The organism is Nitrogeniibacter aestuarii (genome assembly GCF_017309585.1).
In the GTDB taxonomy this organism is placed as follows: Bacteria; Pseudomonadota; Gammaproteobacteria; order Burkholderiales; family Rhodocyclaceae; genus Nitrogeniibacter; species Nitrogeniibacter aestuarii.
This window is the reverse complement of the sequence record NZ_CP071321.1, coordinates 3818371-3833486: the sequence shown is the minus strand read 5'-3', so window position 1 is coordinate 3833486 and position 15116 is coordinate 3818371. Positions and strand designations below refer to the sequence as shown.

17 protein-coding genes are annotated in these 15116 nt (G+C 65.6%); 12 read left to right on the top strand and 5 right to left on the bottom strand.

Annotation, left to right across the window (positions count from 1 at the left end):
* Positions 1 to 48 precede the first annotated feature (48 nt).
* The 12 genes from J0W34_RS17750 to J0W34_RS17695 all read left to right on the top strand — a co-directional run bounded on the left by J0W34_RS17750 (position 49) and on the right by J0W34_RS17695 (position 9608).
* Positions 49 to 531 carry a Na+/H+ antiporter subunit E gene (locus tag J0W34_RS17750; RefSeq protein WP_230969665.1) on the top strand — a complete coding sequence of 161 codons (483 nt, stop codon included), beginning with the start codon at positions 49 to 51 and terminating at the stop codon, positions 529 to 531.
* Positions 531 to 830, top strand: coding sequence for a monovalent cation/H+ antiporter complex subunit F (locus J0W34_RS17745; protein WP_230969664.1), 300 nt, complete (start codon positions 531 to 533; stop codon positions 828 to 830). Before J0W34_RS17750 ends, J0W34_RS17745 begins: the two co-directional genes overlap by 1 nt.
* On the top strand, positions 827 to 1156 hold the full coding sequence (gene mnhG / locus J0W34_RS17740; RefSeq protein ID WP_227816745.1) for a monovalent cation/H(+) antiporter subunit G: 330 nt from the start codon (positions 827 to 829) through the stop codon (positions 1154 to 1156). The genes J0W34_RS17745 and mnhG overlap by 4 nt, the downstream gene beginning before the upstream one ends.
* A gap of 23 nt (positions 1157 to 1179) precedes the next feature.
* Entirely contained in the window at positions 1180 to 1701 is a 522-nt protein-coding gene (locus tag J0W34_RS17735) for a DUF4040 domain-containing protein (protein ID WP_230971700.1), read from the top strand.
* Positions 1698 to 2138, top strand: coding sequence for a Na(+)/H(+) antiporter subunit B (locus J0W34_RS17730; protein ID WP_227816583.1), 441 nt, complete (start codon positions 1698 to 1700; stop codon positions 2136 to 2138). Before J0W34_RS17735 ends, J0W34_RS17730 begins: the two co-directional genes overlap by 4 nt.
* Positions 2135 to 2512, top strand: coding sequence for a cation:proton antiporter subunit C (locus J0W34_RS17725; protein ID WP_227816582.1), 378 nt, complete (start codon positions 2135 to 2137; stop codon positions 2510 to 2512). The genes J0W34_RS17730 and J0W34_RS17725 overlap by 4 nt, the downstream gene beginning before the upstream one ends.
* Positions 2513 to 2515: 3 nt before the next feature.
* Positions 2516 to 3994, top strand: coding sequence for a monovalent cation/H+ antiporter subunit D family protein (locus tag J0W34_RS17720; protein ID WP_230969663.1), 1479 nt, complete (start codon positions 2516 to 2518; stop codon positions 3992 to 3994).
* Positions 3991 to 5487, top strand: coding sequence for a proton-conducting transporter transmembrane domain-containing protein (locus J0W34_RS17715; protein ID WP_230969662.1), 1497 nt, complete (start codon positions 3991 to 3993; stop codon positions 5485 to 5487). The genes J0W34_RS17720 and J0W34_RS17715 overlap by 4 nt, the downstream gene beginning before the upstream one ends.
* Before the next feature lie 3 nt (positions 5488 to 5490).
* The gene (locus tag J0W34_RS17710; protein WP_230969661.1) at positions 5491 to 5715 is read left to right on the top strand and encodes a hypothetical protein; all 225 of its coding nucleotides are present in this window, start codon (positions 5491 to 5493) and stop codon (positions 5713 to 5715) included.
* Entirely contained in the window at positions 5708 to 7396 is a 1689-nt protein-coding gene (locus J0W34_RS17705) for a Na(+)/H(+) antiporter subunit D (protein WP_230969660.1), read from the top strand. The genes J0W34_RS17710 and J0W34_RS17705 overlap by 8 nt, the downstream gene beginning before the upstream one ends.
* A 70-nt stretch (positions 7397 to 7466) precedes the next feature.
* Positions 7467 to 8294 carry a pseudouridine synthase gene (locus tag J0W34_RS17700; protein ID WP_230969659.1) on the top strand — a complete coding sequence of 276 codons (828 nt, stop codon included), beginning with the start codon at positions 7467 to 7469 and terminating at the stop codon, positions 8292 to 8294.
* Positions 8295 to 8471: 177 nt separating this feature from the next.
* Positions 8472 to 9608, top strand: a complete 1137-nt coding sequence (locus tag J0W34_RS17695) for a hypothetical protein (RefSeq protein ID WP_230969658.1) — start codon at positions 8472 to 8474, stop codon at positions 9606 to 9608.
* Here J0W34_RS17695 and J0W34_RS17690 read toward each other — a convergent pair.
* The 5 genes from J0W34_RS17690 to J0W34_RS17670 all read right to left on the bottom strand — a co-directional run bounded on the left by J0W34_RS17690 (position 9594) and on the right by J0W34_RS17670 (position 15083).
* The gene (locus J0W34_RS17690; protein WP_230969657.1) at positions 9594 to 10793 is read right to left on the bottom strand and encodes an ABC transporter permease; all 1200 of its coding nucleotides are present in this window, start codon (positions 10791 to 10793) and stop codon (positions 9594 to 9596) included. The genes J0W34_RS17695 and J0W34_RS17690 overlap by 15 nt on opposite strands.
* Before the next feature lie 6 nt (positions 10794 to 10799).
* Positions 10800 to 12008 (bottom strand): ABC transporter permease, encoded by a 1209-nt coding sequence (locus J0W34_RS17685; RefSeq protein WP_230971699.1) that lies wholly within the window; start codon positions 12006 to 12008, stop codon positions 10800 to 10802.
* Positions 12008 to 12697 carry an ABC transporter ATP-binding protein gene (locus J0W34_RS17680; protein WP_227816574.1) on the bottom strand — a complete coding sequence of 230 codons (690 nt, stop codon included), beginning with the start codon at positions 12695 to 12697 and terminating at the stop codon, positions 12008 to 12010. The genes J0W34_RS17685 and J0W34_RS17680 overlap by 1 nt, the downstream gene beginning before the upstream one ends.
* 4 nt (positions 12698 to 12701) lie before the next feature.
* Positions 12702 to 13871 carry an efflux RND transporter periplasmic adaptor subunit gene (locus J0W34_RS17675; protein ID WP_230969656.1) on the bottom strand — a complete coding sequence of 390 codons (1170 nt, stop codon included), beginning with the start codon at positions 13869 to 13871 and terminating at the stop codon, positions 12702 to 12704.
* A gap of 63 nt (positions 13872 to 13934) precedes the next feature.
* On the bottom strand, positions 13935 to 15083 hold the full coding sequence (locus J0W34_RS17670; RefSeq protein WP_230969655.1) for a L,D-transpeptidase Cds6 family protein: 1149 nt from the start codon (positions 15081 to 15083) through the stop codon (positions 13935 to 13937).
* Positions 15084 to 15116 lie beyond the last annotated feature (33 nt).

The following is a 15116-nucleotide window of genomic DNA, read 5'->3' as shown; positions in this document are numbered from 1 at the left end:
GCTGAGGGGCGCATCACAGGGATATCACAAGAGGCTCGACCCAGAACCATGCATTGGATCCGATCGCTGAGTATCGTGCTCACGCTGTTCGCCTTCTGGTTGGTGTTATCGGGCTATTTCATCCCGTTTCTGCTGGCCATGGGCGTACTCAGTGCGCTTGCGGTGGTGTGGTTTTCTCACCGCATGGAAGTGGTCGATCATGAAGGCCACCCGATTCATCTCGGCCCCGGGGCGCTCAGCTACTGGCCCTGGCTGATGTGGCACATCATTGCCGACGGGCTCAAGGTGACCCGTATCATCCTCGATCCCAAACTCCCGATCAGCCCGACCATGGTGCGCATCAAGACATCGCAGAAGAGCGCAGTGGGCCAGGTGGTCCTGGCCAACTCGATTACGCTGACGCCCGGGACGCTCTCTGTGGTCATCGAGGGCGACGAAATACTCGTCCACGCACTGACCAAAGCGGGTGCCGAGGACGTGGCTGACGGCGTCATGGATGCCCGCGTGTCGTCTTTCGAGGGAATGCAGTGATGGGGCTCTACGCGGTGGTGGTCGCTGCCCTGCTCGTGACGCTCACGCTGGCGCTCATTCGCGCCTTCAAGGGGCCGACCGTCTTCGATCGGGCGCTGGCGGGGAACGCGATCGGGACGGTGAGCATGCTGCTGCTGGCGATCTTTCAGTTCATCGCCGAGCGGCCCGAGTTCGTTGATCTGGCGATCGTCTATGGTCTGCTGAACGTGATCGGCACGATCGCCGTGCAGAAGTTCTTCCGCTATGGCGACCTGGGCGAGCCGGGCGACGATGCGCCTTCGACGGAGGAGCGCGCATGACGGTGGTGGACATCGTTTCCTGGGTGCTCATGTCTGTCGGTGGCGTGTTCTGCGTCATTGGTGCTGTCGGCATCCTGCGCATGCCGACGTTCTTCACCCGTACCCACGCGGCGAGCATCATCGATACGCTGGGTGCCGGGCTCATCATTCTCGGTTTGATCCTGCAGTCGGGCTGGTCGCTGGCGACCGTGAAGATGCTGATTCTGGGGTTGCTGATCTTCTTTACCTCGCCGACGGCCACGCATTCGCTGGCCAATGCTGCCTTGCGCCGAGGCATCAAGCCCGGCCTGACCGACGAAGGAGAGTCATCATCCTCACCACGCTGACCGCCGTCGTTCTGTTGACCCTCATGGGGGCTGCGGCCATCGGGATCGCGCGCCAGCGCAATCTGTTCGGTGTCGTACTGCTCTCGGGTATCTACAGCTTCCTGATGGCCACCTTGCTGGTGGTGCTCGACGCCGTCGATGTGGCCATGACCGAGGCCGCCGTCGGTGCCGGCATCTCGACCGTGTTGCTGTTCGGTGCGCTCTATCTCATCGGGGGTGAAGAGGCCAAGCCGGTGCACAAGCCCTGGCTGCCCTTGTTCGTGGTGGTGGTGACCGGCGGCATGCTGGTGTACGGCACGCTCGGGCTGCCGGCTTTTTCCGATCCGCAGGCGCCGATCCATCAGCACGTGGCGCCGCGCTACCTCACCGAGGGGCCTGAAAAGACCGGGGTGCCCAATGTGGTGACGGTGGTGCTGGCCAGCTACCGGAGCTTCGATACGCTTGGTGAGACCACGGTGGTGTTCACTGCTGGCATCGGTGTCATTGCACTGCTGCGCCGGCGTCGTGTGCGCGATCGCCTTCCCAAGGAGGGTGACGACGCATGAAGCTCGACATCATCCTGAGGGTCATCGCCAAGTTGATGATTCCGTTTGCGCTCATGTTCGCGCTCTATGTGCAGTTTCATGGCGATTTCGGGCCGGGCGGCGGGTTTCAGGCCGGCGTGATCATTGCTGCCGCGGTGATCTTCTATGCGCTCATCTATGGTCTGCCCAGTGCCCGCAAAGTGGTGCCCTACGCAGCGGTGGAAGTGTGCGTCGCACTGGGTGTGCTGCTCTATCTGGCAGTCGGGGTGGCCGGCATCATGCTCGGTGGCAATTTCCTGGACTATTTCGTGCTGGCCCACGACGGCGTGCATGGCCAGCACCGCGGCATTCTCTTGGTCGAGGGCGGTGTAGCGATCACCGTGGCCGCCGTCATGCTCAAGATCTTCTACATGTTTGCCGGGCGCCAGCGCGACGCCGACGACGAGGAAGTGATATGAGCTTCGCCAGTCACTATAGCTACTTCGTCACCATTCTGCTGCTCATGGTCGGGCTGTTCATCGTCATTGCCCGCGGCAATCTGGTGAAGAAGCTGGTCGGGCTCGGTCTGTTCCAGACAGCGGTCTATCTGCTCTATATCGCGCCGGGCAAACTCATCGGCGGGACGGCTCCGATCATTGGTGAAGGCTTTGCGGTGTATTCGAACCCGCTGCCGCATGTGCTCATCCTCACCGCCATCGTGGTCGGGGTGGCAACGCTCGCGCTGGGCCTCGCCCTGGCGGTGCGCATCAAGGAAGCCTACGGGTCGGCGGAAGAGGACGAAATTCTCGCCGCCGACGCCGAACAGGAAAAACAACCTCACTCAGCCGACTAAGCCTTGCTCAGCCAACACGCCCCGGTTCTTCTCGTTGCCGCCCCCCTGATTGCCGCGCCGCTCATCGTGCTGGTGCGCCGGTCGGAACTCGCCTGGCTATTGGCCACGGTTGCCGCGCTGGTGAGCGTGGTGTTTTCCATCGACCTCATTCACCAGACGTCGGGCGGGCAGATCATTTCCTACGCCATGGGCAGTTGGGAGCCGCCGCTGGGGATCGAGTATCGCGTCGATTCGGCCAACGCCTTTGTGGCCTTCATCGTGGCGGCGATGGCACTGATCGTGATGCCGTATTGCCGGGTCAGCATTGCCGCCGAGGTGCGGCGCGAAGAGCACTACCTGTTCTACTCGCTGATGATGCTGTGCATCGCCGGCCTCATCGGCATCGTGCTGACGGGCGACGCCTTCAACCTGTTCGTGTTCCTCGAGATCTCGTCGCTGTCCACCTATGTGCTCATCGCCATGGGGCGCGATCGGCGGGCGGTGGTGTCGGCCTACCAGTACCTGCTCATGGGCACCATCGGTGCCTCGCTGTACGTGATCGGTATCGGCATGCTGTATCTCGAAACCGGCACGCTCAATCTCGCCGATATGGCGACGCGGCTGCACATGGCCGACACCCGCGCGCTGCTGGCGGGGCTGGCCTTCATCACCGTGGGCGTGTCGCTCAAGATCGCGCTCTTCCCCTTGCACCTGTGGCTGCCCAATGCTTACGCCTATTCGCCTTCGGCGGTGTCGGCCTTCCTGGCGGCCACGGCCACCAAGGTGAGCATCTATGTGCTGATGCGCTTCTTCTTCAGCATCTTCGGTGCCACGGTGGTGTTCGATTCGCGCGCCACCGGGGCCATCCTGCTGGCCTTGTCGCTGGCGGCCATGTTCATTCCGGCCGTGGTGGCCATCTACCAGGCCAACGTCAAGCGCCTGCTGGCCTATTCCAGCGTGTCGCAGATCGGTTACATCACGCTGGGGATCGCCCTCGATTCGGTGGCCGGAACCACGGCGGCGCTGGTGCATCTGTTCAACCATGCGCTCACCAAGGGCGGATTGTTCCTCGTACTCGGCGGCGCGGTGCTGCGCTGTGGCGGCGCTTCGCTCGACAGGCTCGCCGGCCTGGGGCGCACCATGCCGATCACCGCGTTCGCCTTCGTGATCGGTGGCCTGAGCCTGATCGGTATTCCCGGTACGGCCGGCTTCATCAGCAAGTGGGCGCTGGTGCTGGCGGTGATGGAGCAGGGCATGTGGTGGCTGGCAGCCGCCATCGTGGCCAGTTCGCTGATTGCGGTGATCTATGTGTGGCGCTTTGTTGAAATCGCCTACTTCCGCGATCCGCCCGAAGATGCGCCCAAGCCGGGTGAAGCACCACTGAGCATGATGGTGCCGGCCCTGTTCATGATCGGCGCCTGTGTCTGGTTCGGTCTCGATTCGGGCTGGTCCATGGATCTGGCGCTGCGTGCAGCCGAAGCGCTCATGGAGGGCCGCCGATGAGTGGTGACCTGAGTCTGCTGGCCATTCTGGCCACGCCGCTGGTGGGGCTGTTCCTCGGCAGTGCGTGTGGTCGCTGGCCGAACCTGCGCGAGTCGGTCACGCTGATCACGGCGGTGGCCCTGTTCGTCCAGGTGCTTGGCCTGCATGGCGCGGTCGCCGCGGGCGCCCGGCCGGAGCTGGTGCTGATCTACATGATCCCGGGCATGCCGCTCAAGCTGACCGTGGAGCCGCTGGGCATTCTGTTCGCGCTCATTTCGTCGGGGCTGTGGATCATCGCCACGCTGTATTCGATCGGCTACATGCGCGGCAACAACGAAAAGCACCACACCCGCTTCTTCGCCTGTTTTGCTGGGGCCATCTTTGCGGCGCAGGGCATTGCGCTGGCAGGCAACATGCTCACCCTGTTCCTGTTCTACGAGTTCATGACGCTGGTCACCTATCCGCTGGTGACCCACAGCGGCACCGAGCACGCAAAGAAGTCGGCGCGCATCTATCTGGGCATTCTGATCGGCACCTCGATCGCCTTCCTGCTCACCGGCACGCTCGCCACGTGGACCATGACCGGCACGCTCGACTTCCGTGAGGGCGGCATCCTCGCCGGGCAGGTGGGGGCGCTGGGCACCACGGTGCTCATGGCGCTCTACATGTTCGGTATCGGCAAGGCCGCACTCATGCCCTTCCATCGCTGGCTGCCCGCGGCCATGGTCGCGCCCACGCCGGTCTCGGCCCTGCTGCACGCGGTGGCAGTGGTGAAGGCCGGGGTGTTCACGGTGGTGAAGGTGATCGTGTACATCTTCGGGGTCGATCATCTGGTGGCCACCGGCAGCGCCGACTGGGTGCCGCTCATTGCCGGCTTCACCATCATTGCCGCGTCCATCGTGGCCTTGCATGCCGACAACCTCAAGCGCCGCCTCGCCTATTCGACGGTGAGCCAGCTGTCCTACATCACGCTTGCCGCCACGCTGCTGGCGCCGATCTCCATCGTCGGCGCCGCCATGCACATTGCGGCCCACGCGGTGGGCAAGATCACCCTGTTCTTCGCGGCCGGTTCCATCTACACGGCGGCGCACAAGACCGAAGTGAGCCAGCTCGACGGCATCGGCCGCCGCATGCCGTGGACCATGACGGCCTTCGCCATTGGCGCGCTGTCCATGATCGGCCTGCCGCCGGCCGCCGGTTTCATCTCCAAGTGGTACATCCTCTCGGGCGCCATGAGCACCGAGCACTGGCTGGCCGTGGGCGTGCTCGTGCTTAGTACTTTGCTCAACGCGGGCTACTTTCTGCCCATCGTGTGGCGTGCCTTCTTCCGCGCGCCACCGGCGGACGATCACCACGACGATCACGGCGATGGCCACGACCACCACGAGGCCCATGGTGAGGCCCCGGTCATCATGGTGGCGGCGCAAACCACCACGGCGGCGCTGACCGTGTTGCTGTTCCTCTATCACGAGCCGGTGCTGGCACTGGCGCGACGCGTGGCCGGGATGGAGTAAGCCATGGCGATCAAGAAAACCGAACGCACCGGCTGGATGATTCTGTTCGCGGCCACGTTGTTGTCTGTCGTGGCGGGCTTTGCCTATCACGGCCACCCGTATTTCGAGATCGAGGAAATTCCCGGCTTTGGTCTGGCGTTGCCGCTGTTCGGGGCCTTGTTCTGTGCCGTGATCGCGGGTGTGTTTCGCGCGCTGCTGAGCCGACCGGAGGACCCGGAAGATGCCTGATCTGCTGATGCATCCCGCCCTGTGGCTGGTCGTGGCCGGCCTCGTCCTCGTGTTCGTGCGCGGGCTGCCGCGCACCGTCATCGGCGCCGGCGTGCCGGTCCTGGCGCTGCTGGCGCTGTGGAATACGCCGCTCGGTGCCGGGCCCACGGTGCCGTTCCTGGATTTCGAGTTGTCGCCGTATCGACTCGACACCCTGAGCCGCTTGTTCGCCACGGTCTTTCTGATCACCACCACTGCGGGGGCCATTTTCAGTGCCCGCCAGGGCAGTCGCATCGAACTGCCAGCCGCGCTCGTGTATGCCGGTTCCGCCGTGGGGGCGGTGCTCGCGGCTGACCTGATCTCCCTGTTTGTGTGGTGGGAGTTCATGGCCGTCGCTTCCACCGTGGTCATCTGGGCGGGAGGTGAATCGGCCCGCGCGGCCAGCTTCCGCTACCTGATGGTGCATTTTTTCGGCGGCGTGCTGCTCATGGCGGGGATCACCGGGCATGTGGCTGCCGGTAACGGCATTGCTTTTGAAGCCATGCAGGCCGACGGCATCGCCCACTGGCTGATCCTGGCCGGTTTCCTGGTCAATGCCGGTGCGCCCCCCTTGTGGTCGTGGATCGCCGATGCCTATCCCAAGGCCTCCTGGAGTGGCATGGTGTTCCTCTCCGCCTTCACCACCAAGACGGCAGTGTATGTGCTCATGCGCGGCTTTCCGGGCACGGAGATCCTCATCCCCATCGGCATGGCCATGGTGTTCTACGGCATCTTCTACGCGGCCGTGGCCGGCGACATGCGCCGCATTCTGGCCTACGCCATCGTCAATCAGGTGGGCTTCATGGTGGTGGGCGTGGGCATCGGCTCCGAGCTGGCCCTCAACGGGGTGGCGGCCCACGCCTTCGCCCATATCGCCTACAAGGCGCTGTTGCTCATGACGGCGGGTGCCGTGCTCTACCGCACCGGCCGCAGTCACTGTGCCGACCTGGGCGGCCTGTGGCACGCCATGCGTTTCACCACGGTGCTGGCGCTCATTGGCGCCATGGCGGCCATGGCGCTGCCGCTGTTCTCCGCCTTCGTGACCAAGTCGATGATGGTCTCGGCCGCCGCTGAGGCACACCTGCTGTGGGTGTGGCTGGGGCTGTCGGTGGCCTCGGCCTGCATGGTCTTCAATGCAGGCGTGCGTTACCCGTTCTATGTGTTCTTCAGCAAGGACGCTGGCCTGCGCCCCGAGCCTGCGCCCCTGAGCATGAAACTGGGCATGATCGTCATGGCGGCCATTTGTGTTGGCATGGGCGTGATGCCGGACGTGCTCTACGCGCAACTGCCCTATGCGGTCGACTACGTGCCCTACACCGGTAGCCATGTGGTGCATCAGCTGCAAGCCGTGCTGCTGGGCATGGTGGCGTTCTTTGCCGTGCGCAGATACCTGGCGCCCGAGCGCGGGCGGCTGTGGGATCTGGACTGGGTCTATCGCGAATTCGGCACCGCGCTCACACGGATTGCCGGCAATGGCATCCGCGCGCTGCAGCGGGGCTTCGGCACTGCCGTGGGCAACGCCATCGGCCTGATCGGCGGTCGTCTGCGCCAGCACTATGGCCCGACCGGCGTGCTTGCGCGCACCTGGGCCTCGGGCCATATGGTGTTGTGGGTGGCCATTTTGCTGCTGATGTATCTCTTGCTCTTCTATGTGCCGGGCTGATTGAAGGACAATAGGGGCGGTCGCTGCCGGAGGGCGGTGACCATTCCCTGTGAGCACACGATCAGACGCCGTGACCCAAGACGACAAAACCCCGAAAGACGACGCGCCGAAGCCCCGCTTTCAACGCGCCCCAAAACCTGCCGCCGAAGCCCAGCCCGCGGCCAATGCCCATCCGGATGGCGTGCGTCTGTCCAAACTCATGAGCGAGCGTGGCCTGTGTTCGCGTCGCGAAGCCGACAACCTCATCGAAAAGGGCTGGGTCTTCGTGAACGGCGAGCGGGTTAACGAACTCGGGGTGCGTTTCCCCCCGGACGTGGACATCAAGCTCAGCCGTCGAGGCGAAGCCCTGCAGGCCGACCGGGTGACCATCATCCTGCACAAGCCCGTGGGCTATGTGTCTGCCCAGCCGGAGCATGGCTACAGTGCGGCCGTCGAACTCATCACCCCGGACAACCTCGCTCCCGGCGGCAAGCAAGGCTTTCAGCGTCAGCACCTCAAAGGCCTGGCGCCGGCGGGCCGCCTCGACATCGACTCCACCGGCATGCTCGTGCTCACCCAGGACGGCGTGGTCGCCAAACGTTTGATTGGTGACGACACCAAGGTGGAGAAGGAATATCTGGTGCGGGTCGAGGGCAAACTCTCCAACGCCGACCTGGCCCTGCTCAATCACGGCCTGGAACTCGACGGCAAAGCCCTGCGCCCGGCCAAGGTGCAGTGGATGAACAAGGACCAGCTGCGCTTCATCCTCAAGGAAGGTCGGAAACGCCAGATCCGCCGCATGTGCGAGCTGGTGGGGCTCAAGGTGGTGGGCCTCAAGCGCGTGCGCATCGGCAAGGTGCGGCTGGGAGATCTGCCGATGGGGCAGTGGCGGTATCTGCGGGACGGGGAGATGTTCTGACGTGTCACGGCCTTGGGCGGGGCGACGGCGCGCAAGCCGAGGTCACGCGCACTCCAGAGCATCCGCGCAGCCAGAGTGCTGGTGATTTTATGCTGCCTGCAAGCATAATGTTCCCATAGCAACTGACCTTCACAACACGGCGAGTCCATCGCTGAAACCCGAAGGAGTGCCGCGTCGGTGTCGAGTCCGAATGAACCCCGCCTGGATCCGTTGTTCGATTACCAACGCTTTCTCGCACGTCGAGACGGACTGGCCAATCTGACCCTCATGGTCTGTGCGCTCTGGTGGCTCGCGTTGCTTGTCATCGGCATTGGAGCGCAGTGGTGGGCGCCGCTGGCCTCGTTGAAGGAAGTTCATCTCTGGGGGCCGTGGACAGTCGACCGGCTTCTTGCCGCCGGCGCGCTTGCGACGGCACTGCTCGCGGTGGCCGGCCCCTGGTTGCTGCGCCATTCGCGCCGGCCGCCACAGCTCATGGTGCTGTTGCGCGACTTTCAGAGTCGTGACGTGGCCGAGCTTGCGGCCGAGTACGTGCGACGGCGCGGCGGGGCCTGGGGTTACTGGGTCACCCTCGAAAACGCCGATTTTCGTGCCAAGGAGAGTCTCGGGGGCGACGCGGAGGTGATGGACGATGCCGCGCGTGGCGATGCGCCGCCGGTGGGCGGCTGGTGGGGGACGAGTCTGTTTCTTGGCCTGGTGCTGATCTCGCTCGTCCTGCTGGGGCAGCTGGACGCTTCATGGCTCGCTTGGCTGCGCGAGCTTGCCCGATCCTGGGGCAGTGTCGGCGACCTTGTCTTTCCGATCGTGCTGATCGCCGGAATCTGCCTCGCCTGGTTTGTGGCAGCGCTGCTGATCCGGTGGCTGATTGTCAGCATTCAGCGCGCGCTGCTCTTGCCGCGCCGCATTGAATCGGCGGATCAGCTGGAGCTGGTGATGGAGACGCTTCTCGAGCGCGTTCGGCGCCGTGCCAGCACCCTCACGCTCGGGCCCCTGCCGGTCATTTCGGTGGCGGATGCCTTCTGGCAGGAGGCGGTGCTGCGGTGTTTGCACGAGGCGCGGCTGGTGGTGTTCGTGCTATCCGCCCGCGAATCGGAAGCGCTGGATTGGGAGTTTGCGCAGGTGCGACGCCTTGTTGCATCGGACCGTACGCTCTTCATCCGTCTGGCGCCGTCCGGTATGGCGCTGTCCGACGGGGCGGGGGAGCCGATTGCCGTCCTGGCGGAGGCTGACCGTATCGACGCGCTTGATGAGGCGGTGCGCGATATGCTCATGCCGGACTCGTCCCCTGTACTGAGCCCCGAATCACTCCGCCCGTAACGCTTCGACCGGGTCGAGCGTCGTTGCCTTGCGCGCGGGAAGCACGCCGGCCAGCAGGCCGATCAGGACGGCCGTGACCTCGGCCAGGATGACGAAGCTCCAGGGCGTATGTACCGGCAGATCCGGCACCAGCAGGCCCACCAGCTGGGCGAGACCCATGCCGATGAGCAGGCCGCAGGCGCCACCCACGGCAGCCAGGGCAATGGCTTCGCCGAGAAAGAGGCCGAGGATGGTGCGACGGCGCGCCCCCAGTGCGACCAGCAGGCCGATTTCGCCGGTGCGTTCTGTGACCGCGATAGTCATGATGGTGACGATGCCCACGCCCCCCACCAGCAGCGAAATACCCCCCAGCGCGCCAACGGCAGCGGTGAGGATGTTGAGGATGTTGGAGAGGCTGTCGAGCATGTCTTCCTGCGTCTGCAGCGAGAAATCGACCCGCCCGTGGCGCGCCTCGAGCACACGGGTGATGCCGGCGGTGACCATTTTTGCGGGCATGCTTTCGCGGTAGGACACGTCGATGGTCATGAGCCCGTCCCGGTTGTAGAGGGCCATGGCGCGGGCGGTGGGGATGTAGGCGGTGTCGTCCAGGTCGGTGCCCAGCAGCTGGCCTTTTTCTTCCATCACGCCAATCACCCGAAAGCGCTCACCGCCGATGCGCACTCGCTCGCCCAAGGCATTTTGCGCGCCGAACAGCTCCCGTTTGAGGGTGCTGCCCAGCACCACGAAGGCACGGGGTTGGTCCAGATTGTCGTGGGGCAGGAATCGGCCGCTGCGCACCTTCATGGTGAACACGTCCTGCATGGCGGGGCCGACGCCATAGACCGAGGTCCGCCGCACCCGGCCGTTGCCCTCGATCTCCGAGTTGCCCCAGACGATACCGATCACGCCCGTCACGCCCGGCACCCGTTCCAGCGCCTTGGCGTCTTCCAGCGTGAGCTGGCGCGCTGTGCTCGGCAGCCCCGGCGGCCCGCCCTTGGCCCCCTTGGTGCCAGGGGTGATTTCGACCACGTTGGTGCCGAATTGCGAGAACTCGGCGAGCACGAACTGATGGATGCCCTCGCCGATGGAGGTGAGCAGGATCACCGCCGCAATGCCCACCGCAATGCCCAGTAGCGTGAGGAAACTGCGCATGCGGTGCGCGACCAGGGCACGGGTGGAGAGGGCGAGGAAGTCACGCCAGGTCATTCGGTTTTACCGCTTGGCCAGCGCATCGACCGGGTCCATGCTCGCCGCGCGGCGCGCCGGCATCACGCCAAACAGCAGTCCGGTGGTGATGGCGGTGCCGAGGCCGGCGAGCATGGCCCAGTCGGGCGGGTAGGCGGGCAGGTCGGGGAAGGCCTGGCGCAGGCCCCAGGCGCCGACGTGGCCGAGGGCGAGGCCGCACAGGGCGCCGGCGATGGAGAGCAGGGCGGCTTCGGCCAGGAACACGTAGCGGATGTTGGGGGCGGTGGCGCCGAGGGCCTTGAGCAGGCCGATTTCCGAGGTGCGCTGGGTGACGGCCACGAGCATCACGTTCATGACCAGAATGCCGGCCACGGCCAGGCTGATGGCGGCAATGCCGCCCACCGCCAGGGTGAGGGCGCCGAGAATGCGGTCGAAGGTGCCGAGCACCGCGTCCTGGGTGATGAGGGTGACGTCCTCCTCGCCGCCGTGGCGGGCCTTGAGGATCTTGAGGACTTCCTTCTTGGCGCTGGCGACGGCGTCCCGGTTGCGGGCTTCGACAAACACCCGGAACAGGGCCGAGGTGTTGAACAGGGCCTGGGCGGCGCCGACGGGGATGATCACCAGTTCGTCCGCCGTCATGCCCAGGCCGGAGCCGGAGGCGGCAAGCACGCCGATGACCCGGTAGCGGCGATCGGCCACGCGGATCATCTTGCCCAGCGCCGGCTCGGCCCCGAAGAGTTGCTCGCGCATTTCGGCGCCGATGACGGCCACCGGGGTGGCGCGGTCGAGGTCTTCCACCGGCAGAAACTGGCCCTGCGCCATCTTCAGGTTGCGGATGTCGAGAAACTCGGCACTGGTGCCGACGATCAGGGTCTCGCGCAGCTTGCCGCCCCAGGCCACTTCCGAGTTGCCCAACAGCAGGGGGGCGGTGCGGGTGACGCTGCTCGCGCGGCGGAGGGCAGCGGCATCGCCCGTGGTGAGGTCGCGCGAGGCGCTGGTGGAGAAGCTGCCGGCACCCACGCCACCGGTTTCTGTGCGACCGGGCAGCACGATGATGAGGCTGCTGCCCAGGGCATTGAACTGATCGACCACATAGCGCCGGGCACCATCGCCAAGGGCGGTGAGCAACACCACGGCGGCGACGCCGATGGCCATGGCCAGCATCATGAGGCCGGTGCGCACCGGATAGCCGGTGGCGGCGCGGGTGGCGAAACCGAGGGTGTCGCGCACGCTCATCATGGCGTCGGCCTGCGCGTGTCTGTCTTGAGTGCGCCGTCTTCCATGTAAAGCTGGCGGCGGGCGCGCTCGCCCATGCTCGGGTCGTGGGTCACCACGATGAGGGTCACTCCGCTGGCGTTGAGTGCTTCGAGCAGCTGGGTGACTTCGTCGCCGGTGCTGCGGTCCAGATTGCCGGTCGGTTCGTCGGCCAGCAGCATGGCCGGCTGCATGATGGTGGCGCGGGCGATGGCCACCCGCTGGCGCTGGCCGCCGGAGAGCTGGTCGGGGCGATGGTCGGCGCGGCTGGCGAGGCCGAAGTCCTGCAGCGCCTTGGTGACGCGGCTCTTGCGGGTCTTCGGGTCGATGCCGGCGAGCATGAGCGGCAGGGCGATGTTCTCTTCGGCGGTCAGGCGCGGCACCAGATGAAAGCTCTGGAACACGAAGCCGATGCGCTCGCGGCGCACCCGGGCCTGTTCATCGGCATCGAGCGTGGTGACGTCGCGCCCTTCCAGCCGGTAGTGGCCCTGGTTGGGTCGGTCGAGCAGGCCGAGCAGGTTGAGCAGGGTCGATTTGCCCGAGCCGGACGGACCCATCACGGCCACGTACTCGCCCGCCTCGATCTCGAGGCTGATCTCGTGCAGGGCGTGCACTTCCGTGTCACCCAGCAGGAAGACGCGCTCGATATTCTCCAGCTCGATCTGGGCCATGGGCTCAGTCGGCCTTCCGGGAGCCGTCGTCCGGCGTAACAAAGGCGCCGGCCTCGACCCCCTCGCGTTCGAGCGAGGTGACGATGCGGTCGCCGTCGGCCAGGCCGTCCTTCACCTCGGTGTATTCCCAGTTGGCGATGCCCGGCGTGATGGTGCGCGCTTCCAGCGTGCTGTCTGCCGGGTTGAAGCGCAGCACGGTGTTGCCTTCGCGCAGCGCCGCGGTGGGGACGCGCAAGGTGTCCTGCGCGACGTCGAGTACCACTTCGGCATCGGCGCTGTAGCCCACGAGCAAGCCGCGGGCTTCGTCAGGATTGGCAAAATCCACCTCCACATCCACCGTGCGGGCCTGCTTCTCGATCGCCTGCACATAGGGCGCGATACGGCGCACCTTGCCCGCCCAGGTCTGACCGGAGATGGCGTCGAGCGTGATGCGCACCGGCTGGCCGACCTTGATGCGCGGGGCATCCACCTCGTCCATGGGGGCTTTCACATACAGACAGGTTTCATCGATGAGGTCGATGGCCGGCGGCGTGGCCACGCCCGGGGGCGAGGGGGTGGTGTATTCACCGAGCTTGCCCTCGATCTTGGCGATGGTGCCGTCGAACGGGGCGATCAGCACGGTACGTTCGTTGGTGGCGCGGGCGGCATCCACCTGAGCTTCGGCGGTGGCGATGGCCGTGCGGGCGCTCTGGCAGGCGGCAGTGCGGGCGCGGGCGTCGGTCTCGGCGGCCTGAACGGCCGACTTGGACACAAACCCTTTGGCGTTGAGGGCCTCTTGGCGTTTGGCCTCGCGCTGGGCGTTGGCGGCGATGGTGCAGGCTTCGGAGACGCGCTTCTGGGCCGTGTCGAGCTGGCGCTCCGCCACGACCACCTGAGCGGCCGCATCCTCGTTCCACAGGCGCATCAACACCTGCCCTTTGCTCACATGGTCGCCTTCGGCGACGCCGATGAATTCGATACGGCCGCCGGCAATGGTGGACAGCTTGGCGCGCTGGCAGGCTTCGATTTCACCCGCACGGGTGTTGGAAACGGTCGCCTCGACAGTGCCGCGATCAACGGTTTGCAGGACCACCGGAATCGGCTTGGGACGCTTGACCCACCACACACCTGCACCAATGCCGAGGATGAGGACAAGCAGGATCAGGTATCGGGCGCGCATGGCTGAGGGAAACATATAGGGAAACCCTGATCTTCCCGCCCTGGGCGTTTCAGTGCAAGCGCACGCTCATGACATAGGTCAATCGATGCTCTGTTCGTTCAGGATCTGCCAGTGATCGAGCGCACGGGCCAGCCTCAGGCGCTTGCGCGTACTGTCGTGGTAGTTGCCGGAGTCATAGTCCTGCACGAAGGTGGCGATGGCTTGCTCGCCGTCAAACTCGATATCGATGTCGCGCAGGAAGACCGTGATGCGCCCGGATTTGCCGGCAATGCGCTGGTGACGCAGCTGGGCCCAGCGCGTGCGATCGAGCCCTTCGTCCGGGGTGAAATCGGCGTGATACTGCGCGAGATACGCTGGCATGTCCTTGCTGGACCACGCCATGGTCCATGCCTGCAGGGTTTTGCGGATGTCTTCCTTGGCCGTGCGTTGCATCTCGGCGGCCGACGGTGCGGGCTCTGTCGGTACGTCGGCGGCAGTCGGCAGTGCTGCTTGCTCGGTGGCGGGCTGCGCTTGAGCCAGGGCGGCGGCGGATGGGCTCTCCACGGGCCCGGCCCCTGTGGGTGCTTGGGCCATGGTGGTTTCGGCGAGGCTGATCGCCTTGTCGGCACGGGCCTTACGGCCGCGATGGAGCCATTGGGCCAGCGCTTGATGCGCCATCAGACGCGAAGGCTCGCCTTCGAGCGTCTGCAGGGGGGTCTGGCCCGCGCGATTGACGGCGTCGATGGTAGCGCCTGCAGCTGCCAGCCGCCTGGCGATGGCCACCGCCGCGACCGGGTCCTTGGTCTGGGGCAGGAGATGAAGCGCGGTGTTCTCTTCCGTATCGGAGGCCGTGGGATTGGCGCCGGCTTCGAGCAGCAGGGCAACGGCCGCTTCATTGCCGATGAGGGCGGCGTGGTGAAGGGCCGTGCGGCCATGCCAGTCCGGCCGGGTGTCGATCTGGTCGGGGGGCGTGCCCGAGGACAACAACCGGCGCGCCGCATCGAGCTCGCCGCACGCGATGGCGTGGGCCAGACTGAGGGGCGCGGGGGAGGACGGACAGGGCGAGTTCACGGCGCTGTGCTGAACCCCGGGCGTCAGGGGCGAGGCCGTGTCGGCAGTGTCCTTGTTGAGCTGATGGTGGGCAATGGCCAGCAGCAGACCCACGGTGAGGCTCGTGATCAGCATGCCGGCAAAGAACCAGACGATGCCGGGGATACGATCAATCAGGGCTGGGGTGTCGCGACTCATCAGGGCGTGCGGGCAAAAGGCCGCATTGTAGCG